Below are 21437 nucleotides of genomic sequence, written 5' to 3'. Positions count from 1 at the left end.
ATGGAGCCAGACGACCGTCGGGGGTATCTCATGGCAGCACATACGTCGTCATATGACGCGTCGCATCGCACGCCTGGCGACGCTGCGCCCGTAAGCAGCACAGGCGCGCTCCAGCGTGAGCCCCTCGAGCAGCTCCCCGCAATCGTCGAGCGCGTCATCGCGTCCTATTACGCCAAGGACTACCAGCCCCTGCTCGACCGTGCGACGAGCGACTGCATCTTCATCGGCGCGGGCAACATGGTCTTCAACGGCCGAGACGACATGCTCCGCCAGCTGCCCGAGGTCGAGACCGCGCCCTCGATCTTCCTGCGCAACGCGCGCTTCGGCTTCGTCGGCCGTCCCAGCGCCGACGCGACGGACGCCACGGTATACGGCACGTACCGCCTGTTCACCGGGGCGCGCGAGCCCATTCTGCTCGCGGCCAAACAGCGCATCACCGTCTGCTGCTCGCTAGTCGACGGCATCTGGAAGGCATACCACGTCCACTCCTCCAACGAATGGAACGAGCTGGTGGGTGAAGACGTGTTCCCGCTGCAGGTCAGCATGGAGACCTACGCGTACGTGCGCGGCATCCTGCAGGCGGGCCAGCGCGCGGGCAACCTGCCCACCCGCGTCGCGCTCGGAACGAGCAAGGCGACCCGCTATGTGGACCCGACGCAGGTCCTCTATATCGAAGCCGACGGCAAACGCAGCACGCTGCACCTTGCCGACGGCGACACGATCACGCTGAACGTCCTGTTAAACGACATCCAACCCCAACTCCCGGGTACGTTCTTCCGCGTCCACCGCAGCTTCGTCGTCAACGCCGCCCAGGTAAGCGGCATCCGCAAGTTCACGCTCGAGCTCTCGGACGGCACGCAGATCCCTATCCCCGAGCGCCGTTACAGCATCGTGCGCCGCGAGATGGCGCTGCGCGTCACGGGCGGCCTCGACCCCCAGAAGGACTGACGACGCGGCGCAGCCCCGCCTGGCAAGCGCACCGAAACCTGATCGGTCGACGCGCCCTAGATCCACGCCTCGTTCATTCATGAATGAACGAGGGCCGTTTCGGCATTTCCGCAGGATTCGATTGTTTGACACCTCTCTTCATTCATGAATGAACGGGACGCGCTCGGCGAGGTGAGACGCCCCGCCGCCCGGCCGGCTGCGGCATCACGCCCATCCGACTATGTCCGATGCAATCCGAAGAGGCAGCGCCCCTTTCATTCCCAAAATCCGCCCGTCTGTTTCCACACGCACGGCGGCACGCCCCGGCATCCTTCATACTTGCTTCTGAACAACCAATCGCACCGCACCACCCAATCGAGGAAGGATGTTCCATGAAGCGTCCCAAAGGGTTCTGGAAGCAGCGCTGCGCCTCGCTCATTCGCCGCAGCGCCGTCGCACTCTCGCTCGCCGTCGGCTTCTCGCTCGCCGCGGCGCCCGTCGCAAGCGCCCTCGAGGCGAGCCCGCTGGACAGCCACAACAGCGCGCTCAACTTCGCGTCCGATACCACCGGCGTCGACCTGCTCGCCGCAGACGAGCTGCCCGCCTCGTTCGACCTGCGCGGTCGCGGCGTCGTGACGCCCGTCAAGAACCAGGGCGTCTGGAGCACGTGCTGGGGATTCGCCGCCGTCGCGGCCGCCGAGACCAGTCTGCTCTCCGATCTCAACACCACGTACGAGCGAACCGGCCTCGACCTATCGGAACGGCAGCTCGCATATTTCTCGACCACGGCCCTGCCCGACGGCGAGGAAGGCGACCGCCTCTACAACGACCAGGGCGGCGAGGGCATGCACAACGTGCTGCTCGAAGATGACGATCTTCCCGACGACGAGACCATGGAGGACATCCTCGGCTGCCAGCCGCAAAGCGCTCCCCTCCTCTATGGCGGCCTCAGCGCATATGCCACCTCGCTCTATTCGTCAGGCATCGGCCCTATCTCCGAGTCGCTCGCTCCCTATCAAAACGACGAGGGCATCTTGCATCCATCGGGGACGATGTACGCCGCCTCCGGCACCTGGGCGCTCGACGAGAGCCTTCGCCTGCAGACCGGTGCGCAGCTCGAGGAGTCCCTCATGCTCCCGTGCCCCGCCACCTTTGACGAAGACGGAACCTATTCGTACGACGAGCGCGCCACCCGCGCCATCAAAGAGCAGCTTACGGAAGGCCGCGCGGTCTCGATCGCCCTCTGCGCCGACCAGTCGCACGCCAGCGACGAGCTTGCCGCCGACGGCTTCATGAATGCCGCGACCTGGGCCAACTACGGCTACGAATATGCGCCGGCGAACCATGCGGTCACCATCGTGGGCTGGGATGACACCTATGCGGCCGAGAACTTCGGCACCCCCGACCCCGAGACCGGCGAGGTCGACCCGTCGCATCGCCCGCCTGCCGACGGCGCATGGGTCGTCAAGAACAGCTGGGGCGCCGAGAGCAGCGAGTTTCCGAACCAAGCCAGCTGGGGCGATGACGGCTATTTCTACCTCTCCTATTACGATCAGACGCTCACCATGCCCGAGGCGTTCGTTCTCGACGCCGAGCACCTGGGCACCGACGGGCTCGAACCGTTCTACACCAACCAGTACGACTACCTCCCGACATGCAGGCAGAGCGCATACAGCGCCACCGAAAGGCTCAGCGGCGCGAACATCTTTACCGCTGAAGGCCCTCAGGTCATCGACCGGCTGTCCTGCGAGACCGTCAAGCCCAACACCACGGTCACCTACCAGCTGTATCGCCTGAACGAGGGGGCGACCGGCCCCACCGACGGCGAGCTGCTGGTCACGTTGAGCGATACCTATGAGTACGGCGGCTACCACCTCATCGAGATCCCCGAGTCGGACCACGACAAGACACGCATGGCGACCGGCGAGCGCTTCTCGGTCGTCGTGACCGAGTACTGCAACGACGACGCGACCTACTACGTCCCCCTGCAGGCTCAAGTCGGCAAGCAGCAGCACGACGCACAAGTCGCCAGCCTCTACGCCCAGGAAAACGAGACGCATGCGCTCGCGAGCAAGGCCGCCGAGAACATCTCCGAGCGCTATTTCGACGAGCATGAGGGCGCGACGGATGAGGACTATCAAGCCTGGGCGCAGGAAAACGCACAGGCCATCCAGGACGAGATCGACGACTACGTCACCGTGCAGATCGAGGCGATGGCGCCCGTCTATGGGCAAAGCGTCATCAACCGGGGGGAGAGCTTCGTTTTTGACAGCGAGGAGGTGCTCGACTGGAACGATGCGATCGCCGATTTCCTCACCGAGGAGGAGCTCGCGCTGTGGGCCTTCGACAATCCGCCGTACAAGGCCTATGGCACCGCAGTCGAGCCGCCGTTTGCCGACATCCCCGCCGACGCATGGTACTTCGAGGCGGTCGAGTACGCCAAGGAGCACGGCTACATGCACGGCTATGACGATACGGGCCTGTTCGATCCCGAAGCCACCGTCACGCGCGAGCAGGCGGCGTGCGTCATGTACAACTGGCTCGGCAACGGTGCCAAGGTCGAAGCCGCCGACCTGGATGACGTCGTGCAGGGCACGTACTACAGCGACGCCGTCAACTGGGCCGTCAAGAACAAGATCATGAACGGCTACGGCAACGGCACCTTCGGCGTGGGCGACTCGCTCACCCGCGAGCAGTTCGCCTGCATTCTGGCCAACGCGCTCTCCGCCGAGCCCGGGGATGTGGGGGCGATCGAGGGCATGCTCGGGGCCGACCGGGTTTCCGACTGGGCGGAAAGCGGCGTCGCCTGGGCGGTCGAGCACGGCGTCATGAACGGCGTCGAGACCGAGGACGGCCAGCGCGACCTGCAGCCGCAGGCGAGCGTGAGCCGCGCGCAGATCGCCGCGTTCGTCATGAACTTCCTGGAAAGCGGCGTCGCGTAGCGCGTATGAGCGGGCGGCCCCACAGGGCCGCCCCGGTGCAAATTGGGGACGTGCCTTCCGCATGCACTCTTGCACGCCAAAGCGTGCAAGAGTGCATGCGGAAGGCACGTCCCCAATTTGCACCGGGGCGGGTGCGTCGGCAGTTGTCTTCTCGGCGTGAAGAAAACGTAAGGCCTTCCTGATACTTTGACTTCCGCCGCGATTTGGCAGAGCCCTTGCGGTATCGTGAGCGCGGCCAAAACGTGGCCGGGAAACGCTGACCAATTTCTTTCGCGCCCGGCGGCGCCGTGATGAGACGGATACGGACAACGATGCGGCAAGGCTGCGCCCGTGCAGCCCGAACGCGCAAGCGCTCGCACAAGAGCGGCTGGCACGAAAGAGATTGCTCAACATTTCCTCAAGTTACCGCAACGGAAGGGGGCATCCATGGTCGAGTGCTTCATGACCGGACTTGATGGCATCACAACGAAAATCGATTCCCCGGAACCCGGGTGCTGGGTCAACGTCGTCAACCCCTCGCCCGACGAGGCTTCATGGCTCGAGAGCACCGTCGGCATCGTGCCGGAATTCGTGCGCTCCGCCCTCGACGAGGAGGAGACCTCGCACATCGACTACGACGAGGACGTCAACCAGACCCTCGTCATCGTCGACTACCCGAGCGCCGAAGACGTCGAGGACATGCAGGATCCCTCGATGCTGCAGTACACCACGCTGCCCATCTCGATCATCTTTCTGCGCAACCAGAACATCATCGTGACGGTCAGCCTGCAGGAAAGCCCGATCGTGCAGGATATGGCCTCCGGTCGCGTCCGTCAGGTCAACACCCGCATGCGCACGCGCTTTTTGCTGCAGATGCTGCTGCGCATCTCGCAGAGCTACCTGGTGTGCCTGCGCCGCATCGACCGCCTGTCGACCAAAACCGAGCAGCACCTCTACGGCTCCATGCGCAACGAGGAGCTGCTGCAGATGCTGTCGCTCGAAAAGTCGCTCGTCTACTTCTCCACATCGCTCAAATCCGCCGAGGTCACGCTCAACAAGATCATGCACGGCCACATGATCACCCTCTATGAGGAGGATCAGGACCTCATGGAGGACGTCATGATCGAGGTCCATCAGGCCCAGGAGATGTGCAACATCTACAGCAACATCCTGTCGGGCACCATGGACGCCTACGCGAGCGTGATCTCCAACAACCTGAACATCGTCATGAAGGTGCTGACGGTCATCACCATCGTGATGGCCATCCCCAACATCGTCTTCGGCTTCTACGGCATGAACGTGGGCCTGCCGTTCGAGGGCCTTCCCTTTGTGGACTCGTGGCTGTTCCCGACGCTGCTGGCCGTTGCGGCCTGCCTGGTCGCGGCCTACATCTTCAAGCGCAAGGGGCTTTGGCGCTAGGCCGCTGCCTTCGCGGCGGCCGGCGCGGACGGCGCGGGCAAGCCTCACCCATCCATGGAATCGGCTCGGAGATGCTGCGGCGTTTGTACGTCCGTGGTAGAGTTGCTTCCAAATGAAAGGAGCACTTGTGACATCTCTGTGCCAGCGCGCAGGTGCCGTCGCGGCATCTGCGGCTTTTGCCCTCGCTCTCAGCGGCGCCTTCGCCCAGCCCGCGTGGGCCAGTTCGTTTATCGACGTTCCCGCAGGCCATTGGGCCGAAATCTCCGGTGTGATCGACGATGCCGTCGAGCAGGGCATCATCAAGGGAGACAACGGGTACCTGCGCCCTGACGACCAGGTCACGCGCGCCGAGGTCGCCACGATGCTCATGCGCATCGCCGGCGTGTCCGCAGGCGAGTTCCCCGATACCAACGAGACCCCGTTCGTCGACCTTGCCGACGGACGGTGGTACACCGCTTCCATCAACTGGGCCTACGAGGCCGGCGTCATCAGCGGAACCCGAGGCTACGTGCGCCCCGAGGCCGCCGTCTCCCGCGAGGAGCTCGCGTGCATGCTCGGCAACTTCATGACCAGCGTCACCGGGACCTCCCTCAGCGGCGACGCATCCTGCCTGAATGCGTATTCCGACCGCGGCTCGATCAACAGCTGGGCGCTCCAGAGCATGGTGTGGGCCGTCGACTCCGGCATCCTGGGCGGCAGCGCGCAGCTGATGCCGACGGCGAGCGCGAGCCGCGCCGAAGCCGCCAAGATGCTCGTCGTGTTCAACGGGATTCTGGACGATTTCGAGAACGCGCCCGCGGATGATGACATCATCGACGGCTCCGTCGGAGACGATACCAGCGCGGTCGGCACCGCCGCGGTCGAGCTCGCGCTGCAGTACGAGGGCTTCCCGTACGCATACGGCGGCGACTCGCCCGAGGAGGGTTTCGACTGCTCCGGCCTGGTCTATTACGTCTACAGCCGTCTGGGCTACACCCTGCCGCACGGCTCGAACAGCCAGCTCGACTACTTCAGGGAGCATGCCACCCGCTTTGTGACCGACGAGGACGACCTGCACTACGGCGACGTCGTCTTCTTCCCCGGTCACGTGGCGTTTTACGTGGGCGACGGCATCTGCTTCGGCGCCCGTCGTCCCGGCGTGCCCGCAAGCGACTGCCCCATGTACGCCTTCGGCGAGTTCTTGGGCGGCGGGCAGCTGTAAAGCGGCCGCCCGCGCCGCCTTCGCTCAGCCGCGCGCCACGAGCGGGGCATCCGTCTCGCCTGCACATCCATCGGTATCGATATCCCCGCCCTCGAGCAGCAGGGCGATATCGGCATGGAAGGCCAAGCCCTCCGAGGAGAGCTCCAGCTCCCCTCCGGTCACGGCGATCGACGCATTGGTGTGCAGCGCGTCGCGCTCGGCATCGACGGCGAGCGCACCGCCCGTCACCAGCAGATTCGATTCGGTGCTGATGCCGTCGTCGCCCGCAGAGAGCGCCACCGACCCGCCGGAGAGGTAGGCGAACCCGGTCTCGGAATCGTCCTCGTCCTTCACATGGATGCCGTCCTTGCCGGAAGATACCGCCAGCTCGGTCCCCTCGCCCACGCGCACGCTCTTGCGCGCCTTCACGCCATGCCGGGATGCGGTCACCGCGAAGCTGCCGCCGCAGAAGGCGAGGTCGCGGTTGCATACGATGCCGTGCCCCGCGGGCGAGCTCACCGTGAGCGCACCCGACCCGTTGAACGTGAGGTCGCGGCGCGAGAAGACCGCACCGTCCACGTTCACGTCGTCGACGGCCTGGAAGGCGCCCTCGCTCACAAGCATGTTCTCGCTGCCCTGCTCGAGCGTGACGTACACCTTGTCAGCCTCAAGCACGAGCAGAGCGGCCGAGTTCGAACTTGTCACCCGTGCGCCGTCGAGCACAAGGTGCACCTTGGCGTCCTCGGGCGCGTCGACGACGATCGAGCCGTCCTGCAGCATCCCGGAAACACGATAGGTCCCCGCCTCCCGAATCGTGACGACCGATCCGGACACGTCGACCGACCCGTCCGGGCACGTCGCCCCCGCGCCGTCCAGCACGATATCGACGACCTCGTCTGCCGCAAAGGATGCATCCCGGTCGCGTCCTGAGAACATCTTGTCGTCGGTGGCGTCGCGAACCTCTGAGCGAAGAGCCTCGAGCACCTCCTTCTCGGCAGCAGAGCTCTGCTGTTCGATGGCGGGCGCATCGGTTGCTGCAGACCCGGCGACATCATTGCCGGAGCAGCCGGTCAGCAGCGCAAGCGACGCCAACGTAATCGCAATCGCACGCGTCCCCTTCATGCGCGCTCCCCTCCTGCCATGAGGTACCATATCCGTCAAGGAGGAACCATGACCGATCTCGCCAAACCCCCTGTTATCCATCCTAGCGCATTCGTCGCCGAGGGAGCTGTCATCAGCGGCGACGTGACGCTGGAGCGCGATGTGAGCATCTGGCACAACGCCGTGCTGCGCGCCGACTGCGACCGCATCGTCGTCGGTGCGGGCAGCAACATCCAGGACGGATGCGTCGTCCACGAAGATCGCGGCAAGCCCGTGGTCATCGGGCGCGACGTAACCGTCGGACACGGGGCGATCATCCACGGCTGCACCATCGGTGACGGCACGCTCGTCGGCATGGGTGCCATCGTGCTCAACGGCGCGCAGGTCGGGGCGGGATGCACCATCGGAGCGGGCGCGCTCGTCACGCAGGACACCGTCATCCCCGACGGCTTCCTGGCGTTCGGAAGCCCGGCGCGCGTCGTCCGCAAGCTCACCGAACAGGAGCAGGAAGCCAATATCCGCGGCGCCCGCCGCTATGCCGAGGAGGCGCGCCTCCTGCGGGATGACGAAGGGCGCTGATCCGCCCGCCGCAGTGCATATCGGGGGACGTACCTTCCGCATGCAAGGGGCGCGCCGAAAGCGCGCCCCTTGCATGCGGAAGGTACGTCCCCCGATATGCACCGGTCCCCTAATCGGCCTCGGCCTGCTCCTCCAGATAGGCGTCGAGGCGGTCCTCAACGTTTTCCTGCAGGTTGCGGTAGAAGAACTGGTAGTCGTACAGGTGGTAGACACCGTCCTCGAAAATCGAGAGGCCGGCAGGATAGTCGTCCTCGGACACATCGGGAACCTTGAGGGCACCGCGCTCCTCGTCGATATAGGCGCCGGTCAGCTGATCGATCTCGCTTTTGATCTCCCCGCTGTAGTCGGTGAAGCACGCGCCCTCGTTCAAGCTCCTGTCGGCAGGCGTGCCGTCCGTTTTCCAGTTCAACGGGTTGATGGCAAACGTCTTGGTCCCCTCGGGAATCAGCAGCGAACCGTCCGTCTCCGGGGATTCGCTGTTGAACGATACGATCACGCCGGTATCGTCCTCGCCCTGCGCCATCTCGAGCTGCGGGTACTCATCCACCTCATCGGCCGTGACGCGCCAGCCGATGGCGTAGCAGGCAACAAGCTGGTCTTGCAGCCCCTCCTCGTCAAAGCGGTCCTTCATAAGGCGGATGCACATGTCGGCACCCTGCGAGAAGCCCGCCAAGATGATGGGCCTGCCGTCGTTGTAGTGCTCGAGATAATATTCGAACGCCGCCTCGACGTCCCGGTAGGCGATCTCCAGATAGGGCTCGCGCTCTTCCTCGGGCAATTCGTAGACGTTGAGCCCGATTTGCCGATAGTACGGCGCAAAGAACCGGTTGTCTTCTTCGGTGCCATCCTGGTCGTAGATGCCCTTTTCCATGTTGATGGCGCCGACGAAGCTCTCCTTGGTCTCCTCGTCGTCAAGCGGCATGTTGTTCGCGCCTTCTTCGCCCGCATAGACCGACGGGCAGACGAAGAAGACGTCCGCATCCCTTCCCGCAACATCGGTCTCCAAATACGCCCAGTTGCCGCTCTCCGCGTAGTCGGTCACGACGGGCGCGGACGTGCCGCAGCCGGCCGCGAACAGGCACGCGCCCACCAGCGCCATGGACACCGCAGGAAGCTTCAAGCGAAGGCTCGATGATCGCCTGCTAATCCCCTTCATGGACCGCCCCCTCATGCCGGAATGAACAAAGATGACCCCGTCCCGAACCGTTTCATGTTATCCGTTCAGCAGCGTCAGGATATCGTCGCGGTTGAGCGATGTCGAGCGCACGCCCTCGCCCGAAAGCAGGCCTTCGGCAAGCTCGCGCTTGGACTCCTGCATGGCGACGATGCGCTCCTCGATCGTGTCCGCGCAGATAAGCTTGTAGACCGACACGTTGCGCTCCTGGCCGATGCGATACGCGCGGTCGGTCGCCTGGTTTTGCGCCGCCAGGTTCCACCACGGGTCGTAGTGGATCACGACGTCCGCAGCCGTGAGGTTCAAGCCGACGCCGCCCGCGCGCAGCGAGATGAGAAAGACCGGCGCCTCGCCCGCTTGGAACCGCGCGACCAGACGGCGGCGTTCCTCCTTGCTGGTCGACCCCGTCAGGACAAAGCAGGGGACCTTCGCCCGCGCCAACCGGGTGGCGATGATGTCGAGCATCGAGGTGAACTGGGAGAACAGCAGTACCCGATGCCCGCCGTCGATGGCGCTCGACACCAGCTCGAGGCACATGTCCAGCTTGGCGCTGCCGTCCGCGTAGTCCTCGTAGGCAAGCGACGGGTCGCAGCAGATCTGGCGCAGGCGCGTGAGCTCGGAGAGCACCTGCAGCTTCTTTCTCCCGAACTCCGCCGGCAGCTCATGGTAGATCTGCCGCGCCAGACGGTCTTGGTTCGCCTGGTAGAGCTTGAGCTGTTCACCGGCCATGCGCGCGACCAGGATGTTTTCGGTCTTTTGCGGAAGGTCACGCAGCACGTCGGTCTTGAGGCGACGCAGGATGAACGGAGTGACCAGGCAGCGCAGGCGCTCCGTCGCGCGCTCGTCCCCGCCTTCGACCGGCCCCTCGTACGCCTTGGAAAACGCATCGCGCGAGCCGAGCACGCCGGGCATGAGGAAATCGAAGATGCTCCAGAGCTCGGCCGTTCGGTTCTCGATCGGCGTGCCCGTCAGCGCAAAGCGCACACGGGACGGCAGGCGCTTGGCGGCACGAGCGACCTGCGTCGCCGGATTCTTGATGTATTGGGCCTCATCGAGGATGACGCGGGCGAACGCCTCCTGCTCGTACAGGTCGACATCGCGCCGCATCAGGTCGTACGAGGTCACCAACACATCGTGATCGCGCGCCGCGGCGATAAACTTGCGGCGCGCCGCCTTGGAGCCCAGCACCGCGATGACGTCGAGCGCCGGCGCGAACCGCTCGAGCTCGCTGGTCCAGTTGTACACCAGCGATGCGGGGCACACCACGAGCGTCGTGGCGCTATCGGCCTTATCCGCCGGAACATCCGCCTTCTCCCCCGCCTCCTTGCGCGCAAGGATATGGGCGATGACCTGCAGCGTCTTGCCGAGTCCCATGTCGTCGGCGAGAATCCCTCCGAAGCCGAAGCGCTCGAGCATCTCGAGCCAGCGGAAACCGTCCTGCTGATAGGGGCGCAGCACGCCGGAAAGGCTCGCCGGCACCTCGAAATCGGCGTCGGCGAACGTGTCGAAGTCGCGAATCAGGGCGCGGAACTCGTCGTTGCGCGACAGGCGCAGGCCCGGCGCGTGCCTGAGCAGGCCGTCGACAAACAGCGCTCGGTTGACGGGCAGGTCGCTCACGCCCGCCGCGAGGTCGGTTGCGTCCACTCCCAGCCCGTCGGCAAGCTCGCCCACGGCCGCCACGCCTTCGCCCAGGCGCATGATGTCGCCGTTTTTGAGGCGCACGAACTTCTGCTTTCGCTTGTACGAGGCGAGATAGGCCACAAGATCGGGAGCCGACAGGCCGCTCGTGTTGACGGCGACGTCGAGCAGCCCGCTTGTCACCGTGGCGCGCACCGTCAGATTCGGGCTGTCCTGCACGTGGATGGACCGCAGGCGTTCCGAAAGAAGCACCTCGCCCAACTCGTCGAGCTCATGCAGCCCTTCCGTCAGCAGGTTATAGAGCAGCTCGTCATCGTCCTCATCGAACCCGGGCAGGTCGCCGGCCTCGATGATGCCGCCCGGGAAGATCGCCTCGACCGCATCCATGACGCGGTATTCGGCGGCGCGGTCGCGAACGGGCTCGGCCGCGCGCACGGTCGATGCCGGCGGCACCCAGCGGATATGCGCGGCCTGACGCTGGGCCTCGCCATACAGCGACGCCTCCCAGGCACCATAGGCGACGGTTGCATCGCAGGTGACACGGCCGTCATCCAGGCCCACCTTGAACGTGAAGATGGGCTCCGGGGGAACGAGCGCATCCAGCTCGGCCGGCGCCTCCAGATCCGTCGCCGAACGCAGGGCGGGCAGGATGTCGCGGCAAAATGCCGGCAGATCGTGCTGGGCGACATGGAGCTCGATCTGACACGGCAGGATCTGCGTAAGAAACGCTCCCGCACGCTCCGCGTACTCTGGCGAACAGCGCCACGCATGCTCCTCGTCCAGCAGGTACATCCTGTCGCCCACCGCGAACGGAAAGACCGATTTGGGCGCCTTCAAGCTGCATCCGCCATCGGACGCAAGCTCCAAACGCGTGTGGATCATCGGATCGCCCGGCTGCACACGAAGCGTGCGCGATGCTCCGCGTGACCCGTACGGGCCATCGTTCGGCTCAAACGCGACCGTTGCGCCGTCGAGCAGGTCGAGCATCTCGATCAGGTCGGCTGCGGCCATCGGCAGCTCCTTGATCTCGGTGCCGCTCCCCGCCTCTTGGTACTTCCAGCGCGAAAGGAACAGCGCCCGCTGGCTCGCGGCGACACGCGATACGAGCTTCAGCAGCTCCCGGGCGCGCTCCGTGAACGCCTCGGGCGTATGCGCGAACGACAGGTTCTTGCCATAGGTCACCGTGGAGCCGCTGCGCCATGCATCCACGAGCGCGGAGATGTTCATGACGACATACGTGACGCTTCCGCTGCGCACGCGCAGCTTGATGCACCAGGTCTGCTCGCTCGACGAATAGATGCTGTCACGGGCAGGCAGGATGGTGGGCAGCAGCTCGACGGGAGCGGTTGCGCTGCGCGGCGCGCGCCCGAATTCCGATCGAGCACGCCGTGTCCCGGACATGAGGCGAGTCGACTGCTCGTTCAGCAGACGGACGATCTGAGGACTCGTCGGCACCTGCCGCGCACGACGGGATGCGGGAGCGGAGGCTTTGCGCCCAAGGCGCGCCGCGTAGGCGGGACCGACCCCGTTGCGGGCAAGATAATCGAGCACGAGGGCGATCTCATGCTTGCACATGCCGTCATAGTTCTCAGCCGCCGGACAGGTGCAGGAGTAGTCGAGCATATCCCCCGAGTCCGCATCGAGCTGGACATCGGTGCGGTAGCGCTCCCCATGGGAGCCCTCGACACGGCCGGTTAGCGAAACCGTCGACCCAAGCGATCCGGCCACCAGCTCGAACTTGCCCACCGCACCGCCTTTTGCCAGCTGCAGCCCCCTGCCGTACGTCGACGACAGCGCAGCCTCCGCACGCAGACCCTCGATAATGCGATCGGCATCCATGACACGCCCCCTTCCGGTTCGATCCCCACAAACTATACCCGACCGCGCGGACATGCACCTGGGCAAGGCCGCACCGCGGCACAGGTACAATAGGGCAATCGAACAATTGCAACGAACGGAGGCGCCGTGTACAAGGCAAAGCAGATGATCGTGATGCGCCGCGACCTGAAGATGCGCAAGGGCAAGATAGCGGCGCAGGCGGGCCACGCCTGCGTAGAGGCCGTGCTGCTGGCCCTCGTGCGCGATGAGCGCCTTGACGATATCCGCGTGTCGGGGGATGACTGGATCACACTCACGCCGACACCCATCGCCCTGGAAGACGCCACGTTCGATGTCGAAACCGGCGAGATCAGCGCCGATGCCGCCCTATCTCCCCTCGAGGCATGGTTCTCCGAGGGAGTCGCCAAGGTCTGCGTGTACGTCGATTCGGAGGAAGAGCTTCTCGACCTGCATCGCCGCGCGCAAGAGGCCGGCTTCATCTCGGCGCTCGTGCGCGATGCCGGCTACACGGAGTTCCACGGGGAACCGACCTATACGTGCCTCGCGCTCGAACCGCTCTATCCGGAGCAGGTCGATCCGCTCACCGGGGAGCTGCCGCTGTACTGAGCGGGGCCGTGTGCGGGATGGGCGAAACCGGCACCGTTCCGAAACATCTCATTGCCAAGTTTTCTTGTCAATGCTAGGCTGAGTTCTGACAAGAAAACTTGGCATTTTTGGGAGGCAGCATGGACCGGAAAGAGATCCTGTCCCGCAGCCGCAAGGACAACCTGCTCTTCGACGAGCGCGACCGCCGCATCGCGGACCAGGCAAGCGTCTGGGGGGCGATCGGTATGGGAACCGTCCTTGTCGCAGTCTTCTTCATCCGAACCGCCATCACAGGCGGAAACTCCTATGACCTGATCGCGATAGGCTTCGGCTATCTCGCAGCGGCGAATGCATACAGATGGAGCGTCAGCAGGACGGGAAGAACCTTGCTCGTGGCAATCCTGTACGCCGCCACCTCCCTGGGATGGCTGTGGTTCTACGCGACCGGAAACTGATGCGCCCATGGAAGAGTCTTTGGTTCTGAAGAACCGCCTCAAGGAGGCGCGTGCCGAACGGGGGTTCTCGCAGGCACAGCTCGCCGAGATGGTTGGTGTATCCCGCAACACGATCAGCTCCATAGAGACGGGTCAGTTCAGCCCGACGGCAAAACTCGCCCTGGTCATCTGCATCGCTTTGGACAAGAAGTTCGAGGACCTGTTCTACTTCTGATTGTTGCGGCCGGAGCGTCCTTGGAGGACACGTTGGACCGTTATGGCTGCGCTATCGTTCATTGCAACACCGCCGGGACCAGATCGAGCAGATCCACCGGCCAGCTCAGCAAGCTCCGCGCTGCTCCCCTGGAAGCATGTCAGAGCAATGCACGCAGGCGATGTGCGATGTGCCGCAGGGCTGATTCCACGCCTCAATACATCCAGCTTATTGGATAGATTTACCAATAAACAGATATTCATCTAGTTAAATGGATACAATTGAGGTATCTCCTTGGTTTATCTATTTGGTTGGACAGATTGGACTCACCCATGACAAACCAGCCGGTCATCGTCCCGCGCCCCCAGGCAACCGAATGGCTCCTCCGCTGGAAGGACCGTGACGTCATCAAAGTGGTGACCGGCCTGAGGCGCTGCGGTAAGTCAACCGCGCTCAAGCTGGCCCAGCAAGCCCTTGTCGAGTCCGGCGTGAACGAGGGGTCGATCGTCTCGATCGATCTTGAGCGCATGGGCTTTGCCGCCCCCACCACGCCACAGGAGCTCTATGATTACGCCGTCGCCCGCATCAGCTCCCCAAGCTGCTACGTGTTTATCGACGAGCCCCAGCGCATCAAGGGCTTCGAGCGAGCAATCGACGCGCTGTACGCACGCGAAGACTGCGACGTTTACATCACCGGCTCGAACTCCGATCTGCTCTCGAGCGAGCTTGCCACGCTGCTTACCGGCCGCTATGTTGAGTTCCGACTCCTTCCGCTCTCGTTCGCGGAGTATCGTGACGCCCGTGCAGCCCTTGCGGACGGCGCGGACGATACCGAGCTGCTCAACCGCTATCTCTCGCTGGGGGGCATGCCGTACGCCTCCCTCCTGCCCACCGAGGACGTGTCTGAATACCTTGACGGCGTGCTCAACACCATCCTCGTCAAAGACGTGGCAACGCGGCACCCCCGCATCAGCATGCCGGTCCTGCGCGCGCTTATCGCCTTTCTCGCCGATAACGTGGGAAATCGCTTCTCGTTCAAAACGATTGCGGACACGCTGACGGCCAACGGCTCAAAAGTCTCCCCAACCACCGTCGGCGAGTACCTCGACGCGCTCATGGAGTGCTACCTCGTCTTCAAGGCCGACCCCTATGATGCCAAGGGTCGGCGCCTGCTGCAGCAGGGGGGCAAATACTACCTCGGCGACCTGGGCTTCAGGCATCTGCTACTCGGACGCGACGGCAGCGACCTCGGACACCGTGTGGAAAACGTCGTGTACCTAGAGCTGCTGCGGCGCTACCGCACGGCGCGCGTGGGGCGCGTGGGAGATTTGGAGATCGACTTCGTTGCCGAGCGCGAGGGCAAGCCGCATTACTATCAAGTCGCGTTGTCCGTACTGGACGAGGCGACGCTGCGTCGCGAACTGCGTCCACTCGAGCTGCTGGGGGACGCCTACCCCAAGACACTGCTCACCCTGGACCGCATCGGTGCGACGGACCATAACGGCATCGAGCAACGCAACCTCGTTGATTGGCTGCTGGAATAGGCTGGGACGGCGCTCCTCGGCAGCGGCGCCGCAGCGTTCGCACGAGACGTGCAAGCGCAGACTCGTGAAACTTGAGACGTGAGCGAAGTTGAATGCACGGTCGGACTGCACGCGGCAGGCATCTGCACCCGAGGAGAGCCGTTGTTCTTGGTCGCGGGGCAGGATTTGAACCTACGACCTCCGGGTTATGAGATTCCCTTTCTGGAAGGCGAGCCAAGGAACAATGAGAACCCATGATGAACGACGAGCATCCCTATCAGGCAAATCAGGGAATGAATGGGAGAGGTAAGCGGCACGCCTCTTTGAGCAACTAGCGTTGACAGTACCCACACAGTACCCAACGCAGTACCCAAGGAGGAGGCATTCCATGGACAGACAGTACTCGAAAGGCTTCGTGACAAAACATCACGGATATTGGCGCGCCGTCATGAGCTGGCAGGATGGGCCCGGATCTCAAACGAAGATCACAAAAAGCACGGGGGTAAAGTGCCACCCCGACAAAATCGACCCCAAGAGCGGGAAAAGATTCCGGACAACCGCGGCAAGGCATCTGCAGAAACTTTTCTCAGACGCTGGCGCGATGAAATGGTCGAGGCGGAAAAGGCCAAGGAGATTCTGGAGGATAGTGCCAGACCGAAGACCTTCGCCGAGTACACGGAAGACTATATCGTCACCAAGGAACTCTCTCGTGCGATACGCCCGGTCACCGCCAGCGGGTACCGCTCATATCTGAAGAAAGTCATCGGCACGCCACTTGGCAGCAAACGAATCTGCGAAATCTCCGCTCGAGACATCCTGGCATGGGAAAAGGGCTTGGTCGCCGATGGCCTCAGCAGGACTAGCCTCTCGCACATTCACGTATTCGCCAAGCAGGTGTGTACGCATGCTCGTAAGATGGGCGATCTGCAGTCGAACCCCTTCGACTGCGTCGACGCACCAGCAAGTGGGTCGAAACCGGTGAACTCCCTCACGACCGCAGAAGTCGCCAAGATGAACCGGGCACTCGAGCACTTCGGCCAGTCTGCTCTCGCCGTCGGAGCCAAGCTCGCTCTCATGACAGGCATGAGGCAAGCTGAGATTTGTGCACTACGATGGCAAGATGTCGATTATGAGCGCCGCGTGGTGCACGTCACTCACTCGCTCTCGCGCTCCTCGGGGCGCTATGTCCTGGACCGCCCGAAAACAAGCGGCTCCATCCGCGACATACCTTTCGGGGACAGGTTGGCCGCCATACTCTCGTCAAGAAAGCGGTACATGGCCGAAGAGAGGGAAGGAATCGGGCTCGCATGGGACGACGCCCTCTATGTGATCGGTTCCCCTGTCACGGGCAAGCCCTATAGCCCACAGACGAATGGCATGCCTTCGCACGGACCGCCTCCCTCACAGGCACGCAGGGCGTACCGCCTCGATTCCACGACCTGAGGCACACCTTTGCCACACTCGCGATTTCGTCAGCAGACGGCGGCCTCGACGTCAAAACGGTAAGCGCCATCCTCGGCCACAGCAACGCCGCCATGACCCTGAATGTATACGCCGATGCGCTCGCGGACAGCAAGCGCGCCGGCATGGCACAGATAGATGGACACGCTGCTGTCCGGTAAGTAGCCCGGTCGCGGGAGCCAGAACCCACCCGCCTCCAGCCTGGGCCCCTGGTAGCTTATCGGACGGTCGGCTTCAAATGCGCGAGGCATCCCGACGCGCGGGGACCTCCACCTCCGGCTTAACGCGCATCGGCCACGGAGAGCCTCATGGAGGCACAGGGCGGCACCCCCAACAAGGCCCGCTCGTGAACAAGCCCGGGCATCCTGCAAAGTCGGCCCATAGCGGGGCGACCCTCATTGTCCCCGAAAAGGATGGCAATTCGACCACAACAATCCTGCGCGGCCCGCGAAGGTACGGATGCACGCATCCCACACCCCGACGGCAGCCACAGGCTCCACATCGTCGCATTCTCGAGGGGCGACGATATCGGCTCCACCGGAGGGTGCGGCGCCACCGCCGCGTATCGTCTTGCCGAGCAGCAGCGGACGCACCACGAGCCATGGTCTCCGAGCGAGCAAAGCCCTCGTACCGGCGCTTGTGGCCGATTGCCATCTTGAACACGGCGCACGGGTTGAGGGCGAAATCCTTGAACAGGCTGCCAAAAATCCTTTCTGCCGCAACTTTGCCGCAACTCCACGTCGCACCCCTTGAAGGAGGGCATGCGGAGGGATGATGGAGCCGGAAGGGAAAAGCGAATCCTGCAAGGGGAAAGGAAGAACCATGGCAAGGACGATTCACCTGAACGAAGGCTTCTTCGGGCGCAGCATCGGCACCATCGATGACAGCGGGGCCATCAAGCTGCCGGACGGCATCTGGGGAGAGCGCATCATCGGACACATCAGGAAAGACGGGGTCTACATCCCGGACGGAATCTACGGTGAGAGGAAGGTCATCGACATCTCGCCGCTCGGCCACATGTACCTGACGGAGGACGCCGGACTCTTCTGCCACGGCACGTGGCTGGGCTCCATCGATGCGGACAGCAGGGTTTTCGACACCGACCGCAGGGCTGTCGCGGAACTCAGGAAGGGGATCGGTGACAGTGGCGACGTCATCGATGAAATCACGGGCGTGAGCGGCGGCGGCGAAACTGGTGGCAAACCCCGTCCTGCTGGCCCCGGAATCCCCGTGCCGCTCCTTGCTGTCGGCGGAGCCGTCCTCGCGCTGGGGGCGATGTGGGCGATCGTCTCCCACACGCCGGCGCTGTTTACGAGCGCATCGATCGGCTGGCTCTCTAAACTAGGCGTTGCGGTCACGCTTTTGCTCACCGCCATCGCAGTCTTCGTTGTCTCGGCGGCGTCCGAGCAAGGCCTTCTCTCCACGCTCGCGGACTGCCTGGGGGCGGGAACGTTCGTCGCGATCCTTGCTTTCGGGGCGTACACCCTTATTTTTGACCCTCCAACTGGGCCTGAGAACTGGATTCTGGTCGTACTGTTCCTGCCAATCATATGCGCCTGCTGGGCCGTAGCCGCATCCGTTATCGTCGGGCTTCCGGTCTATGTGATAAAGGCCGTCCGCAGAATAGCGAGGGGCGAGAGCTAGGCCAAGACGGACCTCGCAGGTACGCGAAGATTCACGTTGGCGGAACATCCGATGGGATTCGTTCGAAAAGGCAGCGAAAGAAGAGGGACGCTCAATTGATCAGACCAGATGAAGGGCGCCGTGGCTTCGAGCACACGGGACGGAAAGGCGGCAGCGCCCATGGGTTCACCCTCGCAATGCTCGCAAGCGCCCTTGGCCTCCGCGGCCAGTCGCAAGGCGAAGCGGATGGAGGCGCCCCATGCCGGGCGTCCGTGCCGCCGGCGGCCAGCGTAGCGCAGATGAAAGGAGACCGCAGGATGGAAGACGATTCCACAGACTGCACGAGGATCATTCAGGTCGTCACGGCCTCGTACTTCATCAGCTATTGGGTTCTCGTCTTTGCTGACTCTACGGGTGCCATCGATCTCTTCGTCCGGATCCCCCTGCCCCCTGTGGACCTCGTTCTCACATCTGCTTCGGTATCGCTCACGCTCCCGGCGGCGATTCACCTCGCATGGAGGTCAGGGGCTGCGGGCGGCGCCCTCACGGGCCTTTTCGGCGCGTTCGGCGGCATCGGGATCCTCTCCATGCCCAGGACGCTCGTGGCCTTCGGACCCGGCTGGCAGCTCCCCTCCTCGCCTTCGATGCGGCAGCGGTGGGGCTCATCGTGCGCTCCTTCCAGAATGAGCGGCGGTACGGACGCCCCCTGCCGGCGACCGAGCTCGCCCTCCTCGCCCTGCTCGCGTTCCCGGCGTTCTGGGCCATCCTCGGCGCTTAGCGCGGTCAGTCAGCACGGCTGATGGACGCGCTCGTAAAGCCGTCTCGCACCGGGCGCTCCCAGCTTCACAGGATGGGTCGCTCTCGTCCTTTTACACCTTTGTCGTTAGATGCTCAGCATCATAAGCGCTCAGGCGCCTAAGCGCTTCGAGTTATCCATGCTTGGATTCCCGACCCTATCGGTGGGGCGAACGGATTTCAGAAGGTTATCCTAGGGATAGAGATATGAAGCACCCACCGGATGCAGGAGGTCTCATGTGAAGCGGAAGAAGATGAGTGAGGCCAACGAGCAGGCCTTCTCGGGGACGCGGGACGAGGCCATAGCGCAGGGGTACAGCCCGCGCGGGCGCTGCAACCCATAATCCCTAAAGATCCAGGAGCCCGGCCTCAGAAACCGGGCTCCTCTTCTCTCCTTATGGGCACCAGGACGACATGGGGCTCGTATCCGAACGCGCGGACGAACTTGATGAGGTTGCTCGATTTCCAGACGGAGTCCCCGGAGAGAAGGCCGTACACGAACGGCAGCGAGACGTCCGCCGAGGCGGCCATCTGGGTGATGGAAGGGTTCCCAACCCGCGCCCGCATCTCGAGCAGAGCATCCGACAGGTCTTCCATGTGGGCATCGATCTCATCTTCGCGCGCCTTCAAACAGCTTCCTCCGATCTAGGCAGAACAGGCCGATTCAGTGCGGGGCTACCGCTTCTTGCGCTCCACGAAGAAGCGGTCGTGCTCGCACCAGACCGTCTTGATCCGCCCATTTATCTTGACGTCCCACCGCTCGACGAGGGTGCCGAGGAACGACCGGCCGTAGCTCCGGTAGGTGACGACGGCGTCGACGCGCCACGAGCGCCCGTCCGGCCATATGACGGGCATCGGGGACAGATGCGTCCCCTTCTTCTCGTCATCGGGCTCGCTGTTAGCGTCGGGAGATTTTAGCCACAAATAGTCAGGACAATCCGGCCAATCCCGGTCGTCGAAAAACGGCCATCGCGCCCGTCGCCGCCTCCTATGCTGGTGTTGCTGATGCGCCGGCGTTAGGAGGACTATTGAAGTGAACGACAGGCACGATGACCTGCAACAGATTATAGACAGAGCGCTCGCCGACATGGCCGCCGAGGCGGGCGACGCGTTCGACCCGGCGGCCTGCAACCTCGCGGAGTTCTGCCGCAGGACCGGCCTCAGCAGGTCGAGGGCCAGGACGATCAAGGGACACGGCTTCAAGGTGCTGCCCCACGGCAACAGCGGGAGGCGGGCGGCGACGACCGTCCTGATGGGCCACACCGGGCTCGTGGACGACCTGCTGCGCAAGGGCGTGACCAACTCGCAGGTGATATTCGACCGCCTGCGCGCCCAGGGCTTCGGCGGCGGCCTCACCGCCGTGAAGGCCTACGTCGCCGCGCACCGCGACCTGGTCCCGGCCAAGAGGAGGCAGGTGCCGCCCCAGGGGAACCGCGGGCGGCGCTACGAGACCGCCCCGGGCGAGGCCTTCCAGATGGACTGGGGCTTCGCGGGGATCGAGTGCCTCGACGGGACCGAGCTCAAGATCGCCTGCTTCGCGATGGTGTGCCACCACTGCGGCGCCTCCTACGTCGAGTTCTTCCCGAACGCGAGACAGGAGAACCTCATCATCGGGATGCCGCGCGCCTTCATGGCGCTCGGGGTCCCAGAGTGGGTCCTGACCGACAACATGAAGAGCGTCGTGACCCGCCGCGACCTCGACGGGAGGCCGGTGTGGCAGCCCGACTACGCCTCCTTCATGGAGTGCGTGGGCTTCCGCACCAGGCTCTGCAAGCCCCGCCACCCCTTCACGAAGGGGAAGGTCGAGCGCCTGATACGCTTCGTGAAGGAGAACTTCCTCGCGGGCAGGGACTTCACCGACATCACCGCGCTCAACGAGGAGGCCCTGCTCTGGTGCGCCGGGCAGGCGGGGAGGCGGCTGTATTTGATAGCGTCTTGTTTACGGGTTTGAGCGCGGGGACCTTTCGGGAATGAGCACGAAAAACTTTCGGGTTTGAGCATGCGCGCGCCGACCACCCCCGTTC

At 63.9% G+C, this 21437-nt stretch carries 17 protein-coding genes and 1 pseudogene; 13 read left to right on the top strand and 5 right to left on the bottom strand.

What is annotated here, in order from left to right; all coding sequences use genetic code 11:
- Positions 1-30 precede the first annotated feature (30 nt).
- The 4 genes from B5F74_RS03250 to B5F74_RS03235 all read left to right on the top strand — a co-directional run bounded on the left by B5F74_RS03250 (position 31) and on the right by B5F74_RS03235 (position 6468).
- The gene (locus tag B5F74_RS03250) at positions 31-948 is read left to right on the top strand and encodes a LytTR family DNA-binding domain-containing protein (RefSeq protein WP_158095684.1); all 918 of its coding nucleotides are present in this window, start codon (positions 31-33) and stop codon (positions 946-948) included.
- 371 nt (positions 949-1319) lie between these two features.
- Positions 1320-3869 (top strand): S-layer homology domain-containing protein, encoded by a 2550-nt coding sequence (locus B5F74_RS03245; protein ID WP_158095683.1) that lies wholly within the window; start codon positions 1320-1322, stop codon positions 3867-3869.
- A gap of 426 nt (positions 3870-4295) precedes the next feature.
- Positions 4296-5267, top strand: coding sequence for a magnesium transporter CorA family protein (locus tag B5F74_RS03240; RefSeq protein ID WP_087199996.1), 972 nt, complete (start codon positions 4296-4298; stop codon positions 5265-5267).
- A 127-nt stretch (positions 5268-5394) separates the two neighbouring features.
- Complete coding sequence (locus tag B5F74_RS03235; RefSeq protein ID WP_158095682.1) at positions 5395-6468, top strand: S-layer homology domain-containing protein; 1074 nt, start codon at positions 5395-5397, stop codon at positions 6466-6468.
- Between the two features lie 24 nt (positions 6469-6492).
- Here B5F74_RS03235 and B5F74_RS03230 read toward each other — a convergent pair whose 3' ends face one another.
- Positions 6493-7569, bottom strand: a complete 1077-nt coding sequence (locus B5F74_RS03230) for a carbohydrate-binding domain-containing protein (RefSeq protein ID WP_158095681.1) — start codon at positions 7567-7569, stop codon at positions 6493-6495.
- Between the two features lie 48 nt (positions 7570-7617).
- Here B5F74_RS03230 and B5F74_RS03225 point away from each other — a divergent pair, with 48 nt between their 5' ends.
- A complete protein-coding gene (locus tag B5F74_RS03225) occupies positions 7618-8127 on the top strand; it encodes a gamma carbonic anhydrase family protein (protein ID WP_087199990.1) in 510 nt (169 codons plus the stop codon).
- Between the two features lie 109 nt (positions 8128-8236).
- On the opposite strand, the gene B5F74_RS03220 is transcribed toward B5F74_RS03225, so the two are convergent.
- Together B5F74_RS03220 and B5F74_RS03215 are read right to left on the bottom strand one after the other, a co-directional pair.
- Positions 8237-9283, bottom strand: a complete 1047-nt coding sequence (locus B5F74_RS03220) for a DUF3089 domain-containing protein (RefSeq protein ID WP_204212414.1) — start codon at positions 9281-9283, stop codon at positions 8237-8239.
- A gap of 57 nt (positions 9284-9340) precedes the next feature.
- The gene (locus B5F74_RS03215) at positions 9341-12778 is read right to left on the bottom strand and encodes a DEAD/DEAH box helicase (RefSeq protein ID WP_158095680.1); all 3438 of its coding nucleotides are present in this window, start codon (positions 12776-12778) and stop codon (positions 9341-9343) included.
- Positions 12779-12922: 144 nt separating this feature from the next.
- On the opposite strand from B5F74_RS03215, the gene B5F74_RS03210 reads away from it, so the two are divergent.
- From B5F74_RS03210 to B5F74_RS03180, 7 genes and pseudogenes are all read left to right on the top strand, one after another.
- A complete protein-coding gene (locus B5F74_RS03210) occupies positions 12923-13384 on the top strand; it encodes an aminoacyl-tRNA hydrolase (protein WP_066830251.1) in 462 nt (153 codons plus the stop codon).
- Between the two features lie 119 nt (positions 13385-13503).
- Positions 13504-13818, top strand: coding sequence for a DUF6442 family protein (locus B5F74_RS03205; protein WP_087199986.1), 315 nt, complete (start codon positions 13504-13506; stop codon positions 13816-13818).
- Between the two features lie 7 nt (positions 13819-13825).
- Complete coding sequence (locus B5F74_RS03200) at positions 13826-14032, top strand: helix-turn-helix transcriptional regulator (RefSeq protein WP_087199984.1); 207 nt, start codon at positions 13826-13828, stop codon at positions 14030-14032.
- 311 nt (positions 14033-14343) lie between these two features.
- Positions 14344-15555 (top strand): ATP-binding protein, encoded by a 1212-nt coding sequence (locus tag B5F74_RS03195; RefSeq protein WP_087199982.1) that lies wholly within the window; start codon positions 14344-14346, stop codon positions 15553-15555.
- 585 nt (positions 15556-16140) lie between these two features.
- Positions 16141-16977 carry a site-specific integrase gene (locus tag B5F74_RS03190; RefSeq protein WP_087199980.1) on the top strand — a complete coding sequence of 279 codons (837 nt, stop codon included), beginning with the start codon at positions 16141-16143 and terminating at the stop codon, positions 16975-16977.
- Positions 16968-17156: pseudogene (locus tag B5F74_RS12755) on the top strand (tyrosine-type recombinase/integrase); the annotation flags it as partial. The gene B5F74_RS03190 and the pseudogene B5F74_RS12755, both read left to right, overlap by 10 nt.
- A 661-nt stretch (positions 17157-17817) precedes the next feature.
- Complete coding sequence (locus B5F74_RS03180) at positions 17818-18639, top strand: hypothetical protein (protein WP_087199978.1); 822 nt, start codon at positions 17818-17820, stop codon at positions 18637-18639.
- A 1143-nt stretch (positions 18640-19782) separates the two neighbouring features.
- Here the strand turns inward: B5F74_RS03180 and B5F74_RS03170 are convergent.
- Together B5F74_RS03170 and B5F74_RS03165 are read right to left on the bottom strand one after the other, a co-directional pair.
- The gene (locus B5F74_RS03170; protein ID WP_087199974.1) at positions 19783-20043 is read right to left on the bottom strand and encodes a hypothetical protein; all 261 of its coding nucleotides are present in this window, start codon (positions 20041-20043) and stop codon (positions 19783-19785) included.
- Positions 20044-20088: 45 nt separating this feature from the next.
- Complete coding sequence (locus B5F74_RS03165; RefSeq protein WP_087199973.1) at positions 20089-20268, bottom strand: hypothetical protein; 180 nt, start codon at positions 20266-20268, stop codon at positions 20089-20091.
- 178 nt (positions 20269-20446) lie between these two features.
- Here B5F74_RS03165 and istA point away from each other — a divergent pair, with 178 nt between their 5' ends.
- Positions 20447-21364, top strand: a complete 918-nt coding sequence (istA, locus tag B5F74_RS03160) for an IS21 family transposase (protein WP_239283333.1) — start codon at positions 20447-20449, stop codon at positions 21362-21364.
- The last annotated feature ends 73 nt before the right edge of the window (positions 21365-21437 follow it).

The organism is Collinsella sp. An271 (assembly GCF_002159695.1).
GTDB classification, from domain to species: domain Bacteria; phylum Actinomycetota; class Coriobacteriia; order Coriobacteriales; family Coriobacteriaceae; genus Collinsella; species Collinsella ihumii.
This window is presented reverse-complemented; position numbering and strand designations above follow the sequence as displayed.